Origin of the sequence: Brevundimonas bullata, assembly GCF_014207965.1 — a bacterium.
Classification (GTDB): Bacteria; Pseudomonadota; Alphaproteobacteria; order Caulobacterales; family Caulobacteraceae; genus Brevundimonas; species Brevundimonas bullata_A.
This window is the reverse complement of sequence record NZ_JACHLM010000001.1, coordinates 204156-218196: the sequence shown is the minus strand read 5'-3', so window position 1 is coordinate 218196 and position 14041 is coordinate 204156. Positions and strand designations below refer to the sequence as shown.

The window sequence follows — 14041 nt, the reverse complement described above, 5'->3', positions numbered from 1 at the left end:
GTGTTGAGGGTCAGGGCCCGCCTCTCTCGAAGCGGGCCCTTCGTCAGTCAAAAGGGCGGCGCCTTGGCGGACTGACCGCGCGTCTTCCAAAGCGACCAAATCACCCCCGCCGCCAAGATCAGGGCCGTGATCGCCAATGACCATTCGGCGGGGAATTTCTCCCAGCCCAGCAAGTCGGCCACGAAGATCTTGCCGCCGATGAACACCAGCAGCACAGCCAGCGCCTGCTTCAAATAGGCGAAGCGGTGGATGATGGCCGCCAGCGCGAAATAGAGCGCGCGCAGTCCCAGAATGGCGAAGATGTTCGAGGTGTAGACGATGTAGGGATCGGTCGTGATGGCGAAGATCGCCGGCACCGAGTCCACCGCGAAGATCACGTCTGCGATCTCAATCATCACCAGCGCCAGGAACAACGGCGTGGCCCATAGCGTCATGCGGCCCGTCTTCGGATGCGGCGTCCGCACAAAGAACTTCTGCCCGTGCAGATGGTCGGTGATGCGAAGATGTCCGCGCATCCACTTCACCAGCGGATTAGCGCCCACGTCGGCGTGACCATCGCCGGCGAAGAACATCTTGATCCCGGTGAATATCAGGAAGCCGGCGAAGATGTAGAGCACCCAGCCGTACTGACTGACCAGGGCCGCGCCCGCGCCAATCATGATGGCCCTGAGCACGATCACGCCGAGGATGCCCCAGAACAGCACCCGGTGCTGAAGCGCACGCGGAATGGCGAAGTAGCCGAAGATCATGGCGATGACGAAGACGTTGTCCATCGCCAGCGACTTCTCGATCGCGAAGCCGGTCAGGTACTCGATGCCGGACTGGCTGCCGAGCTCCCACCAGACCCAGCCCCCGAACAATAGCGCGACGGCGATATACATGCCGGACAATAGCAGGCTCTCGCGCACGCCGATCTCATGCTGATCCTTGTGCAGGACGCCCAAGTCCAGCACCAGGAGCGCCACGACGACGCTCATGAAGGCCAGCCACATCCAGGCCGGCTTGCCCAGCCATTCGGATAAAAGAACGCTCATCAGGTCCATTGGACTCCCCTTTGCTAGGGAGCGACCACGGCGTGCGCGTGAAAGAGGATCGACCGTAAGAGGCCGTCGCGCACCGAGCTCGCTCGATGCGGTCCGACATCACGCCTGCCATCAGACGTCAGAGGGGCCCGGTCCGCTGCTCCGCAGTCTAGCCAATCCGGCCCTTTCCGGCAAGTTGAGACGGGATGGAGCGCCTCGCTGACGGTCTCCGCTGGTCCTGACAAGGCGCAATAACCCAGGTCGTTGACAGTCTCATACAGTATGTTGCATACACTGTGCGTCACACACTATGTGGCGGCAAGTGAGGCGCGGCGTGGACAAGGACCTGTTCGAGACGATGCGGCTGGAGCTGCGGCGCGGGTCGCTGGTGCTGGCGGTGCTCGCCTGCCTGCGGACCGAGCGCTACGGCTACACCCTGCGTCAGGCCCTGGCGGCGGACGGGCTGGAGATGGAGGAATCCACGCTTTACCCGCTGCTGCGACGGCTGGAGGGGCAGGGGCTGCTGACCAGCGAATGGCGTGAGGAGGAGAAGCGCAAGAAGCGCTTTTACGTCCTGTCGCCCGGTGGCGAGGCCATGCTGGCCGCCCTGACCGACGAATGGCGCGGCATCAACGCCTCGCTGGATCGAATGCTGTGAAACCCCGGGGGAGGAAGACCGAAATGGACGTGATCGAACGCTATCTGGAAGCCGTGGCGGCCCAGCTGTCGACCGAGGACCGCGAGGACATCGTCGCCGAGCTGCGCGACCTGATCCTGAGCCGGGTCGAGGCGCGCGAAGAGGAACTGGGCCGGGCGCTGAGCGACGAGGAGAGGGAGGCGATCCTGCACGAGATCGGGCATCCGCTGGTCGTCGCCGCCCGCTATCGTAAGGGGCCGGATTCGCTGATCGGGCCGGAGCTGTTTCCCTACTGGTTGTTCGGGGCCAAGGCCGGGCTGATCGTGATCGCGGCGGTGCAGGCGCTGGGGCTGCTGGTCCATGTGCTGGGCGATCCGGCCAATTTCGGTCAGTCGATCGGTCAGGCCTTCAACGGCTTCTTCTCCGGCGCCCTGACCCTGATGGGGGCGCTGACCCTGGCTGGGGCGATCATGGAGCATTACGACATCAAGCCGGCCTGGCTGACGAAATGGCGGGTGCGCGACCTGTCGGCCTTTGGTCTAGCCGATCCGGCGAAATGGGGGGCGTCGATGGCTGGAAGCGACAAGGCCAAGGCCGAATGGATGCCCAAGAGCGCCAAGGTCTGGGGCGTGCGGGCCGAGGCACCGCGCGCCGCCGAGGCCCTGTGGTCCTTCATCGCCAGCGCCGTCTTCATCCTGTGGTGGATCGGCGCGATCCGCTTCACCGGCATCGGCGACTTCGCCCTGCGCGGCGGCGACGTCAGCGTGACGGCGGCGCCGATCTGGTCGCTGCTGTTCGGGCTGATCCTGGCCTGGGCCGTGGCGGGCATGGCGGTGGACGGCGTCACCCTGTGGCTACCGGAGGCGCGGCGGCTGCAGGCCCTGCTGAAGATCCCGGTGGCGGCGGCGGGACTGTGGATCGGCTGGCGGCTGTTCCAGGCCGGTCACTGGGCCACCCTGACGCAAGGCGACCAGACGGCGCGGGTCATGGGAACCTCGCCGATCCATATGGATTTCGACGCCATCCACGCCATTCCCGAGGCCCAGCGAGGCCTGGCCGAGACGGCTTTGACCTTGGGCACGGTGCTGAGCTGGGTGCTGGCGATCATCATGTTGTGTCTGGCGGTCGACATCCTGAAGGCCCTGTGGCGGATCGCGACGACGCGGGACTGATGGGGCGCGGCGTCGCCATGTCCGAAAACCGCGAGACAGGGCGACGGCGCGGGCGCATGTTGCGGGCATGGAAATCGCCCGCGACAGTCTGGATCAGGAGGCCTGCTACCGGGCGGTCCTGACGCGAGATCCGCGCTTTGACGGGCGGTTCTTCACCTGCGTGAAGACGACGGGGATCTACTGCCGCCCGGTCTGTCCGGCGCGGACCCCCAAGCGCGAGAACATGCGCTTTGTCGCCTCGGCGGCGGCGGCGGAGGAGGCGGGGTTTCGCGCCTGTCTGCGTTGCCGGCCTGAGACGGCGCCGGACATGGGGGCATGGCGCGGTACCTCGAATACGGTCAGCCGAGCTCTGGGCCTGATCGAGGCGGGGGCGCTGGATGAGGGCGATGTCGATGGTCTCGCCGCGCGGCTGGGCGTCGGTGAACGCCACCTGCGCCGCCTCTTCCGCCAGCATCTGGGCGCCGCCCCGGTCAGCGTGGCCCAGACGCGGCGGGTGCTGCTGGCCAAGGCCCTGATCCACCAGACCGACCTGGCCATGGCCGAGGTGGCGCTGGCCTCGGGCTTCGGCAGCGTGCGGCGCTTCAACGAGACGTTTCAGTCGCTCTACGGGCGTCCGCCGTCGATGCTGCGGCGGCGGGCCGAGAGGCCGGGCGACGGGGGTGTGCGGCTGAGCCTGCCCTATCGTCCGCCCTACGAAATAGACGCGATGCTGGCGGCGCTGACGGTGCGCGGCGAGACGTTCGAGCGCGGGGTCTGGCGACGCGCGCTGACGCCCGATGTGGACGGCGCGGCTGGCGAGGTCTCGGCCCGGTTCGAGGCGGGGAACCGGCTGACGGTGACGGTGGCGGCTTCGGACCTGAAGGCGCTGCCCGGTATTCTGGCGCGGGTGCGGCGGGTGTTCGACCTGTCGGCGGACCCGGACGCGATCCAGCGCGATCTGTCGGCTGATCCCCTGCTGGCGCCTCTGGTGCGGGCGCGGCCTGGCCTGCGTCTGCCCGGCGACTGGATCGATGCGGGGACGGACATGGCCAGCGACCGGCTTGAGGATGAAGGGCTTGAAGCGAGAGCCGAGCACTGGCGGCCCTGGCGGGCCTATGGCGCGCTGCACCTGCGCGAAGCGGGGATCGACGGCGCCGCACTGACGGAGATGAATGATGAAAAAGACGCAGCCTGAAACCTTCACGCTCGATCGCATCGCCTCGCCGGTGGGTGAGGTGCTGCTGGTGACCGACGCCGAGGGCGCGGTTCGGGCTTTCGACTTTACGGATTACGAGGCGCGGATGCGGAAGCTGCTGGCCCGCCACTACCGCGAGGTCGTGCTGAACGAGGGCCGCGCCCCAGAGGCGGTGCGGGCCGCCATCGCGGCCTATTTCAGCGGCGACGCGCGGGCGTTGGGCGGCCTGACGGTGAAGACCGGCGGCACGGACTTCCAGCGCTCGGTCTGGGCGGCGCTGCGCACCATTCCGGCGGGCGAGACCTGGTCCTACGGCCAGCTGGCCAACGCCATCGGCAAGCCCAGCGCCGTGCGCGCCGTGGGTCTGGCCAACGGGGCCAATCCGGTCGGGGTCATCGTGCCCTGTCACCGCGTCGTCGGCGCCAATGGAACCCTGACCGGCTATGCCGGCGGACTGGAGCGCAAGCGCTGGCTGCTGGCGCACGAGGGCGCGGCGCCCCGCCTTATCTGATCGGCGAGGTGAACTGGCTGGGGCTCAGGGCGCGGGGGGTGAAGCGGGCCTCGCGCACGGCGCCGGTGAAGTAGTTGACGCGGTTGATGCGGGTTCCGACCGAGGCTCGGCCGGGGCCCTGCGGCGTGAAGGCGATCTCGGCCTCGGCTTGCAGCACGCCGTTGACGAAGGCGCGGTAGGTGGTCCCGTCGAAGGTCTGGGCGACGTGGGCCCACTGACCGAGGGGATGCAGCCTGGTCGTGTCGATCAGGGGTTTGTTATAGCCCTCGCCCTTGGTGAAGGCGTCCAGGTACCAGCCGCCCTCGACCACGCGGATTTCGAACATGATGCGGGTGCCGGGGCCGCCCGGCGCCTCGTCCGATTGCAGGTGGAACCAGCGCTGCTCGAAGGGGCCGCCGTCGGGGCGGAAGACGGCCTCGAAGGTGAAGGTCGCGGCCCCCGCCAGGGGATGCCGGTCGATGAACAGGGCGTCGTCCACGCCGTCAAACTGCACCGCCGGGCCGAAGGGGCTGGTGATGATCCGGGGCGCGCCTTCGACCTGAGTGGTCTCGCCACCGATGGCCGAGAGGCGGTCGAAGGTCCAGACGGTGTGGTCTGCGGGCGCGGCGGCAGGCAGGGAGGCGCAGGCGGCGAGGGGCGCGAAAGCGAGCGTTGCTGCCAGGACGGCGCGGCGGTTCAAGGTCATGTCGTCCCCCTCAGGCGGCGCCGTCGAGGAAGAGGCGGCAGGCCGGATTGTCGGTCTCGTCCACATAGGGGTAGCCGAGGGCGTCGAGCGCGGTCCAGAGGGCGGCGACCTGATCCGGAGCGATGCTGACGCCGGCCAGCACCCGACCCACGTCGTCGCCGTGGTTGCGATAGTGGAACAGGGTCAGGGCCCAGGCAGGCTGGAGGCTGTTGAGGAAGCGCAGGAAGGCGCCGGGGCGCTCGGGGAACTCGAAGCGCAGCAGCCGTTCGTGCGGCAGGCCGATGGTGCGCCCGCCGACCATGTAGCGAACGTGCAGCTTGGCGGTTTCGTTGTCGCTCATGTCCTCGACCGCGTAGCCGTCGGATTGGAGGCGGGCGATCAGGTTCTCGCGCTCGGCGGCGCCGTCGCGTAGGCCGACGCCGACGAAGATCTGCGCCCGACCGTCGCCGGACCAGCGATAGTTGAATTCGGTCACCGACCGGCCGTCCAGCGCTTGCAGGAAGCGGTGATAGTCGTCGCGGCGGTCGGGCATGGCCACGGCCAGAAGCGCCTCGGCGCCCTCACCGATCTCGGCCCGTTCGGCGACGTGGCGCAGGCGGTCGAAGTTGACGTTGGCGCCCGAGTTGATGGCCACCAGGGCGCCGGCTCCCGGGTTGCGGGCGGCCCAGACCTTCATCCCCGCCAGGGCCACGGCGCCGGAGGGCTCGGCCACGGCGCGGACGTCGTCGAAGATGTCCTTCACCGCCGCACAGATCGCATCAGTGTCGACCAGGACGATCTCGTCCAGCAGGTCGCGGCACAGGCGGAAGGTTTCGTCGCCCGCACGCTTCACCGCTACCCCGTCGGCGAACAGACCGACCTGATCCAGGGTCACCACATGACCGGCGGCGAGGGCGCTTTTCATCGTGGGCGCGTCGGCGGGTTCGACGCCGATGATCCGGGTCTCAGGCCGCAGGAAGCGGACGATGGCGGCCACCCCGGCGGCCAGACCGCCGCCGCCGATGGGGATGAAGACGGCGTCGATCGGGTCCGGATGCTGACGCAGGATTTCCAGTCCCACGGTGCCTTGGCCGGCGATGACGTCGGGGTCGTCGAAGGGGTGGACGAAGGCGGCGCCGGTGTCTTTCTCAAGCGCGCGGGCGTGGGCGTAGGCGTCGTCGAAGCTGTCGCCGTGCAGGACCACGTTTCCGCCCAGAGCCTTGACCGCCGCCACCTTGATGCCCGGCGTGGTGGTCGGCATGACGATGGTCGAGGCCGCGCCGCGCCTGGCCGCCGCCAGGGCCACGCCTTGCGCGTGATTGCCCGCCGAGGCGCAGATGACGCCGCGCGCCAGTTCGGCCTCGGTCAGGGCCGCGATCTTGTTATAGGCGCCGCGAATCTTGAACGAGAAGACCGGCTGCAGGTCTTCGCGCTTGAGCAGGGCCGGGCGGTCCAGCCGCGCCGACAGACGCTTCAGCGGGTCCAGAGGGGTTTCCTCGGCCACGTCATAGACGCGGGCGGTCAGGATGCGGCGGACGGTGTCTTGCACGAAATTCTCGGAGCGACGCGACGGGGAGGATCAATCGACCTCTGGTCTAGGGCAGAAGCGGCGGTCAGGGGAAGGCCCTTGCGTATCGGGGCTTCGCCGCTGCCGGTGGCGTCTGATATTTACCCGGGTAATAATGTGCGATATTAAACCCGGGTAAAACAAAAGGAGGCGTCCATGACGTCCGCAGACCGCAAGGCGATGATCGCCGAGTACAAGGACCGCGAAACCATCGCCGGGGTGTTCGCCGTCATCTGTTCCGCCACTGGCCGCGCCTGGGTGGGGCAGAGCCGCCACATCGACACCCAGCAGAACGGCCTGTGGTTCTCGCTCAAGATGGGCAGCAGCCCCTTCCGGTCGCTGCAGGCCGAATGGAACGACCAGGGCGCCGACAGCTTCCGCTTCGAGCAACTGGACCGCCTGTCGCCCGACCTGTCCGACATGGCCCGCAAGGACGAACTGAAGAAGCGCGCCGCCCTGTGGGCCGCGCGGCTGGAGGCGGAACTGCTGTAGCGAAGGCACTTGCCATGTAACCCATAGGTGATATGTAACCTGTAGGTGTCATGGAGGGGCGGATGGACGAGGAACTGCAGCGGGCGAAGGCGAACGAACGGCGTCGGGTGTGGCGGCTGCGGATGGTCGCGGCGCTGGGCGGCCTGGGGGCGACGGCGGGCGTGCTTGGTCTTGTGCTCGCCGGGAACGGCGAGGGATGGGCGTCAGCGGCAGGCGTTGTGCTCGCCTTTGCGGGACTGGGCGCCGCTGTCGCCTCATTTCCTTTGGCGGGCCGTTACCTGCCCAACGGCGACACTGTCCGCGTCGAGAACGCCAAGGGCGGCTATCGCGACCTGGTGCAGAAGCAGCGGGCCGTGTCGATGGCGGTGATGCCGCTGACATCGCTGTATCTGGTCTATCAGAGCACGCTTGGGGGCTGGAAGATCGCGAGCGGTCAGGGCGAAGGGCTGGACTGGATGATGGTCGGCTTGTCGCCGATGGTTTCGATCGTCCTGCTGCTGATGGTCGCGGGCCTCGACAATCCCGGCGACAAGAAGATGAAGCGGTTGCTGGAGGACGAACTGACCCTGTCCTTCCGCCGCGATGCGCTGAACGTGGCGCTGGCCGTGGTTATGGTCGGGCTGCTGGGCGTCTTTGCTTTGGGACTGTGGCGGCCCGAGGCGGCGGTGGCGGCCTTGCCGGGACTGATGTTTGTCACGGCGTCGGCGTCGGCGCTGCGCTACTGGCAGCTGGACCGGCGGGCCAGCGGTGGCTGAGCCGCGTCTGGTCATCCATTTGAAGGCGGTGCGGACGGCGGCGGGACTGACGCAGCAGGAGCTGGCCGATCGGGCCAGGCTGTCGCGCAAGACGGTGAACACGGTCGAGAACGGGGTCTTCACTCCGTCAGTCCTGGTCGCCCTGACGCTGGCGCGAGCGCTGGGCGTGCCGCTGGACGCCCTGTTCACGCTGGAGGACTGAGCCGATTTCCCTTGCGCCGCGCGCCCGGAGGACTACATTGCGCCTGCTTATGCTAACTTTGAGCATAAGTCGGGGTCGCGCAGACGACCGCAGGGAGCGATGAAGATGGCGGACGGCGCTTTCGGCCTGTCAGAGGAACTGGCGCGCGAGACCGCTCCCGTGTGGGAGAAGGTCAAGGGTCTGGTGACGCCGCTGGAGTGGCCGGAACAGGCCAAGCTGATCAGCGAGATCAATGCGCTGAAAAAAGAGCGCGACGCCGTCATCCTGGCCCATAACTACATGACGCCCGAGATTTTCCACGGGGTCGGCGACTATGTCGGCGACAGCCTGGGCCTGGCCAAGGAGGCCGCAAAGTCGAAGGCCAAGGTGATCGTCCAGGCGGGCGTCCACTTCATGGCCGAGACCTCGAAGATCCTGTCGCCGGAAAAGACCGTCCTGATCCCCGACCTGCGCGCGGGCTGTTCGCTGGCGTCCTCGATCACGGGCGCCGACGTGCGCCTGATCAAGCAGCGCTATCCGGGACTGCCGGTGGTCACCTATGTCAACACCACCGCCGACGTGAAGGCCGAGACCGACATCTGCTGCACCAGCGCCAACGCCGTTCAGGTGGTGGAATGGGCGGCGAAGGAATGGGGCGTCGACAAGGTCATCCTGATCCCCGACGAGTTCCTGGCGCGTAACGTCGCGGCCCAGACGAGCGTCGGCATCATCGCCTGGAAGGGCCGCTGCGAGGTGCATGAGCGCTTCACCGCCGCCGACATCGCCGAGATGCGCGTCGCCTATCCGGGTGCGGAAATCCTGGCCCACCCGGAATGCCCGGAAGAGGTGCTGGCGGCGTCGGACTTCGCCGGATCGACGGCGGCGATGATCGACTATGTGACGGATCGCAAGCCCAAGCAGGTGGTGATGATCACCGAGTGCTCCATGGCCTCTAACGTCAAGGGCGACGTGCCCGGCGTGGACTTCATCGGTCCGTGCAACCTGTGCCCGCACATGAAGCGCATCACGCTGGAGAACATCCGCGACTGCCTGAAATACATGCAGTTCGAGGTGACGGTGGAGCCCGAGATGGCCGAGCGCGGGCGTCTGGCCGTGCAGCGGATGATCGACCTGCCGCCGCCCGCGATCCCGGCGCGCTATGACCTGATCAAGGCCAGGCACCACGTTGATGTGGAGCTGATCTGAGGTCCTGCGGCGATGCGGCCCGTTGCGGGCCGGTCGTCGCGCGCCCAGTTCGACGCCATGAGCGACATCGACAACACCACACGCCGTCCCGGTCCCTGGGACCTGCCGCCGGAACAGGCGGCGCCCGAGCCTGTGCGCGCGCGCCAGTCCGCGCCGCTGGAGGACAAGGGCCAGCATCCGGCCTGGGCCATCGCCTCGACCCTGCTGATGGCGGGGTTCCTGTGGTGGATCACGGGCAGCGTCATCGTGGCGGGGGCGGTGCTGTTCGGCCTGTTCGTGCACGAATACGGCCACGTGCTGGCGATGAACAAGCTCGGCATGGGGCCGGCGCGCATCTACATCATTCCCTTCCTGGGCGGGCTGGCCAAGGCCCAGCGCAATCCGAAGACCGAGTGGCACGGCGTGCTGGTGTCGCTGGCGGGGCCGGCCTTTGGTCTGATCGCCATGATCCCCTTTGTGGCGATCGGGCTGGCGTTGAAGTCGCCCGAGTGGCTGATGGGGGCCTTCTTCATCGCCATGATCAATCTGGTGAACCTGCTGCCCGCCCCGCCGCTGGACGGGTCCAAGGCGCTCGGCCCGGTGCTGACGCGGGTGCATCCGCGTCTGGAGCAGGTCGCGCTGCTGGCTGTCGGCGGCCTGGCCGTCTGGTGGGGTCTGTCGACCGGGCGGTTCATTCTGGCGGCCTTCCTCGGGATCGCCGTGTTCAGCCACCTGAAGCGCGGCGTCTGGCGCGCGGCGTGGGGGCAGTTGAGCTGGCCCGAGGCGGGGCGCAGCCTGGCCCTCTATCTGGCGACGGCGGCGGTCTGCGCGGCGGCGGCGATCGGCGCCCTGCTGCCCCTGACCGGCGGCGCGGTGGAGCCGGCCTTCGACATGGGCTTGCGATTCATCGGCGTGGGAGGCCGCTAGACGCATGGCGCGCATCCGGCATGAGGGGCCGCTGATCATCGGCGGCGGACTGGCGGGGCTGTCGGCCGCGCTGGAGGCTGCGCCGGGCCAGAATCACAAAGGTGGGGCCCTGGTGGTCACGCCGGACCTGCTGCTGAACGCCTGTTCCTCGGCCTGGGCCCAAGGCGGGCTGGCGGCGGCGCTGTCGCCGAAGGACAGCGCGGTCCTGCACGCCAAGGACACCGAGGGGGCGGGCGCCGGGCTGGTCGAACCCGAGGCGGCGCGCGCCCTGACCGAGCGCGGGCGCGAGACGGTGGAATGGCTGGCCGCGTTGGGGGCGCCGTTTGATCGGGACGAGACGGGCGGTTTCTCCGTCAGCCTAGAGGCGGCGCACAGCCTGCCGCGCGTGGCGCGGGTCGGCGGCGACGGGGCGGGGCGGGCCATTCTGTCGGCGGTGGTGGCGGCGGCGCGGGCGTCGAAACATATCGAGATTTGGGAAGATGGACGGCTGCGCGGCCTGATCCAGGACGCGGATGGCCGGGTGCGCGGGGCCTTGATCGAGCGCTCCGGCGGGCGGGTGGACGAGGTCTTCGCCCCTGCCGTGGTCCTGGCCACCGGCGGGGTCGGGGGGCTCTATGAGGTGACGACCAACCCCTCGGCCCTGCGCGGCGAGGGACTGGCCCTGGCCTATGAGGCGGGGGCTGAAATCCTCGACCCCGAGTTCGTGCAGTTACATCCCACCGCCATCGACGTCGGCCTCGACCCGGCTCCGCTGGCGACCGAGGCCTTGCGCGGCGAGGGGGCGCGGCTGGTCGACGGGACCGGCGCCTATCTGTTGGGTGACCACCCCGACGCCGATCTGGCCCCGCGCGACATCGTGGCGCGGGCGGTGCACGCCGCAAGGGCCGATGGGCGCGGGGCGTTTCTGGATGCGACGAAAGCGGTGGGCGAGGCCTTCCCGCACGAGTTTCCGGCGGTGTTCGCCGCCTGCATGCGCGCCGGTCTGGACCCGCGCGTCAGCCCCATTCCGGTGGCGGCGGCGGCCCACTATCACATGGGCGGCATCGTCGCCGACGACGAGGGGCGGACGACGGTTCCCGGCCTCTACGCCATCGGCGAATGCGCCGCGACGGGGGTGCACGGCGCCAACCGTCTGGCCTCCAACTCCCTGCTGGAAGCGGGGGCTTTCGGGCGACGCGCCGGGCGGGCGGCGGCGCAGGAGGTTCAGCCGCCGAAGGTCGCGCTGAAGCCGGCGCGGGCGTCGAAGGACCTGCCGCTAGAGGCCATGGCCGAGCTGCGCGCCGCCATGAGCCGGTTCGCCGGCGTGGTGCGCGACGAGGCGGGGCTGACGGCCCTGATCGCGTTGATCGACCGGCTGGCCAAGCCCTATCCCGAGGCGGTGGTTCTGACCGCCGCCCGGCTGATCGCCGAGGGCGCGCTGAACCGGCGCGAGAGCCGGGGCGGGCATTTCCGCGCCGACCATCCCGACAGTCTGCCGACGGCGGAACATACGCGGATGCGGCTGACGCCTGTGATCCTCCCCTGCGGAGCGGTGGAGGGGGCGGAGCCGGGCTCTTGCCTAACCGTCTCTGAGCGCTGAGAAAACACAAACCGGGGCGGATGTCGCCGCCCCCTCCACCACGCTGCGCGTGGTCCCCCTCCCCCGTCGGGGACGGGGGAGGATTGGTGAAGAAGAATGACCCGTACCCTGCCGGACCTGTTGATCGAACCTGTCGTGCGGATGGCTCTGGCAGAGGACCTCGGCCGCACCGGCGACGTGACGGCCCAGGCCTGCATTCCCGAGGACGCGCGGATGAACGCCGTCTTCGCCGCGCGTCAGGCGGGCGTGATGGCCGGCGGCGCCGTGGTGCGGATCGCGGTCCACGCCATGGACCCTCAGGCCAAGGTCAAGGTGAAGGTCGCCGACGGCGAGGCCTTCGAGGCCGGGACCGTTCTGGTCGAGGTCGAGGCCAACGCCCGCGCCCTGCTGGCGGCGGAACGGACGGCGCTGAACCTGCTCGGCCGGATGTGCGGCATCGCTTCCCTGACGCGGACCTATGTCCAGGCCGTGGCGGGAACCAGCGCCCGCATCGCCGACACCCGCAAGACCACGCCCGGCCTGCGCGCGCTGGAGAAGCATGCGGTGGCCTGCGGCGGCGGGTTGAACCACCGCTTCGGTCTGGATGACGCCATCCTGATCAAGGACAACCACGTCGCCGTCTGCGGCGGGGCGGGCGAGGCGGTGCGCCGCGCCAAGGCCTTTGCGCCCCACCTGATGAAGGTCGAGGTCGAGGTCGACGGTCTGGATCAGCTGGACGAGGTCCTGCCCGAGCGTCCCGACGTCATCATGCTGGATAATTTCAGCCTGGCCGATCTGGAAGAGGCCGTGCGTCGGGCGAAGGCCAGCGCCTTTGGTCCGGTGGCGCTGGAGGCCTCAGGTGGGGTCAATCTGAACACCGTGGCCGGGATCGCCGCGACCGGGGTGGACGTGATCTCGGTCGGCGCCCTTACACACTCTGTTCCGCAGCTGGACGTGGGTCTGGACGCACGCTGACGTCTGAGGCGCTGACGGGGCGGGCGAACCACTTGCGGCCGATCCATTGCTGGATCGGCTCGTCGATGAAGCGGTTATAGAGGTCCGAGGCGATCAGGGTGAAGACCAGGGCGCCGAACCACATGGCCCAGGCCTCCCAGGCCACGCTCTCGATCGCCGGATGCAGGCGGGCGGCCAGGGGCTCGACCACGTCGAACCAGATGGCCCCGGTGATGGTGTGGACCATGAAGAGACAAAAGCTGACCTTGGCGCCCCATTCGGCGCCGGGGATGGGCTTGGTCACCGGCGAGGCGCCGCAGCCGATGATGACGGCGCAGATCGCCAGGACGTTGACCAGGTCCGGCCCGACCAGCCAGGCGTTGGCCAGCAGGAGGGCCCCGCCGCCAAAGCCGACGATCCGCGCCGAACCGGCGGCCCAGCGCCCCGTCTGAACCGCGCGCGCCAGGGCCAGTCCGACCAGGAAGAGCGGCGCGGCGCGGAACATGCACCACTGGAAGGGCAGGCTGAACTGCTGCTCGCCCAGCAGGGCCAGGCTGAGGGCGTTGGAGCCGACGATGATGGCGACCGCCAGGCCCAGGCTGATCCAGACGCTGTTGATCCTCAGCATGGCGCGCCACAGCATGGGGAAGAAGGCGTAGCAGATCAGCAGGGTCGAGATGGTCCAGCTGGGGATGTTCCAGTGACCGCCGCCCAGCCCGAAGGCGTGCAGCAGCAGGATCTGGGCGGGCAGGCCGGCCAGGTCAAAGCGGCCTTCATTGGACGCCTGCATCCCCAGGGCCCCGGCGGCCAGGACCATGACGACCAGCATGGCCAGGGTGATGATGTGGGTCGGGTAACAGCGCGCCAGCCGCTTCAACCAGAAGCGGGCCAGGGACACCTTGCCGCTGGCGACGCCCGCGCCATAGGCCTTGGCCAAAACGAAGCCTGACAGGATCAGGAAGAAGTCGGTGGCCAGATAGCCGCGTCCCAGAAAGCCATGCATCGTTTGCAGGGAGACCGGCGCTGAGTCCCCGAAATGGAACACCACCACGAACAGGGCGGCGACGAATCTCAGGGCATCGAGCGCGCCGCCGCGGGTTTTCGAAGCAGTGGAGGGGGCGGCGGAGGTCAGGGTCATGCGGCGGCTTCCGGGACGTCGGGGCGTTCGGTGGGGGCCGCAGCAAGAAGCGGGCCGGGAACATCCTTGCGCCCCGGCTCGTTTCGTTTCGGTGAAAGGAGCCC

15 protein-coding genes are annotated in these 14041 nt (G+C 68.7%); 11 read left to right on the top strand and 4 right to left on the bottom strand.

Annotated features, from left to right (window positions below; genetic code table 11):
• Positions 1–47 precede the first annotated feature (47 nt).
• Entirely contained in the window at positions 48–1034 is a 987-nt protein-coding gene (locus HNP51_RS01060) for a TerC family protein (RefSeq protein ID WP_184267502.1), read from the bottom strand.
• A 346-nt stretch (positions 1035–1380) separates the two neighbouring features.
• On the opposite strand from HNP51_RS01060, the gene HNP51_RS01055 reads away from it, so the two are divergent.
• The 4 genes from HNP51_RS01055 (at position 1381) to HNP51_RS01040 (ending at position 4516) form a co-directional block, all read left to right on the top strand.
• Positions 1381–1680, top strand: a complete 300-nt coding sequence (locus tag HNP51_RS01055) for a PadR family transcriptional regulator (protein WP_245945020.1) — start codon at positions 1381–1383, stop codon at positions 1678–1680.
• A 23-nt stretch (positions 1681–1703) separates the two neighbouring features.
• On the top strand, positions 1704–2831 hold the full coding sequence (locus HNP51_RS01050; protein ID WP_184266018.1) for a hypothetical protein: 1128 nt from the start codon (positions 1704–1706) through the stop codon (positions 2829–2831).
• 67 nt (positions 2832–2898) lie between these two features.
• Positions 2899–4005 (top strand): bifunctional transcriptional activator/DNA repair enzyme AdaA, encoded by a 1107-nt coding sequence (locus HNP51_RS01045; protein WP_184266016.1) that lies wholly within the window; start codon positions 2899–2901, stop codon positions 4003–4005.
• Entirely contained in the window at positions 3986–4516 is a 531-nt protein-coding gene (locus tag HNP51_RS01040; protein ID WP_184266013.1) for a methylated-DNA--[protein]-cysteine S-methyltransferase, read from the top strand. Before HNP51_RS01045 ends, HNP51_RS01040 begins: the two co-directional genes overlap by 20 nt.
• Here HNP51_RS01040 and HNP51_RS01035 read toward each other — a convergent pair.
• Together HNP51_RS01035 and ilvA are read right to left on the bottom strand one after the other, a co-directional pair.
• The gene (locus HNP51_RS01035) at positions 4509–5201 is read right to left on the bottom strand and encodes a LamG domain-containing protein (RefSeq protein ID WP_184266009.1); all 693 of its coding nucleotides are present in this window, start codon (positions 5199–5201) and stop codon (positions 4509–4511) included. The two genes, HNP51_RS01040 and HNP51_RS01035, sit on opposite strands and share 8 nt — an antisense overlap.
• 10 nt (positions 5202–5211) lie before the next feature.
• The gene (gene ilvA, locus HNP51_RS01030) at positions 5212–6729 is read right to left on the bottom strand and encodes a threonine ammonia-lyase, biosynthetic (RefSeq protein ID WP_184266006.1); all 1518 of its coding nucleotides are present in this window, start codon (positions 6727–6729) and stop codon (positions 5212–5214) included.
• Between the two features lie 174 nt (positions 6730–6903).
• On the opposite strand from ilvA, the gene HNP51_RS01025 reads away from it, so the two are divergent.
• The 7 genes from HNP51_RS01025 to nadC all read left to right on the top strand — a co-directional run bounded on the left by HNP51_RS01025 (position 6904) and on the right by nadC (position 12820).
• On the top strand, positions 6904–7239 hold the full coding sequence (locus HNP51_RS01025) for a GIY-YIG nuclease family protein (RefSeq protein WP_184266003.1): 336 nt from the start codon (positions 6904–6906) through the stop codon (positions 7237–7239).
• Positions 7240–7301: 62 nt separating this feature from the next.
• On the top strand, positions 7302–7994 hold the full coding sequence (locus HNP51_RS01020; RefSeq protein ID WP_184266000.1) for a hypothetical protein: 693 nt from the start codon (positions 7302–7304) through the stop codon (positions 7992–7994).
• Positions 7987–8196: a helix-turn-helix transcriptional regulator gene (locus HNP51_RS01015; protein WP_184265998.1), complete on the top strand. Its 210-nt coding sequence runs from the start codon at positions 7987–7989 to the stop codon at positions 8194–8196. The genes HNP51_RS01020 and HNP51_RS01015 overlap by 8 nt, the downstream gene beginning before the upstream one ends.
• Before the next feature lie 99 nt (positions 8197–8295).
• Complete coding sequence (gene nadA, locus HNP51_RS01010) at positions 8296–9381, top strand: quinolinate synthase NadA (protein WP_260398275.1); 1086 nt, start codon at positions 8296–8298, stop codon at positions 9379–9381.
• A 12-nt stretch (positions 9382–9393) separates the two neighbouring features.
• A complete protein-coding gene (locus HNP51_RS01005) occupies positions 9394–10287 on the top strand; it encodes a metalloprotease (RefSeq protein WP_260398274.1) in 894 nt (297 codons plus the stop codon).
• A gap of 4 nt (positions 10288–10291) precedes the next feature.
• Entirely contained in the window at positions 10292–11866 is a 1575-nt protein-coding gene (locus tag HNP51_RS01000; protein ID WP_184265992.1) for an L-aspartate oxidase, read from the top strand.
• A gap of 96 nt (positions 11867–11962) precedes the next feature.
• A complete protein-coding gene (nadC, locus tag HNP51_RS00995; RefSeq protein ID WP_184265989.1) occupies positions 11963–12820 on the top strand; it encodes a carboxylating nicotinate-nucleotide diphosphorylase in 858 nt (285 codons plus the stop codon).
• Here the strand turns inward: nadC and HNP51_RS00990 are convergent.
• Positions 12774–13937 carry an acyltransferase gene (locus tag HNP51_RS00990; protein WP_184265986.1) on the bottom strand — a complete coding sequence of 388 codons (1164 nt, stop codon included), beginning with the start codon at positions 13935–13937 and terminating at the stop codon, positions 12774–12776. The genes nadC and HNP51_RS00990 overlap by 47 nt on opposite strands.
• Positions 13938–14041: the final 104 nt, after the last annotated feature.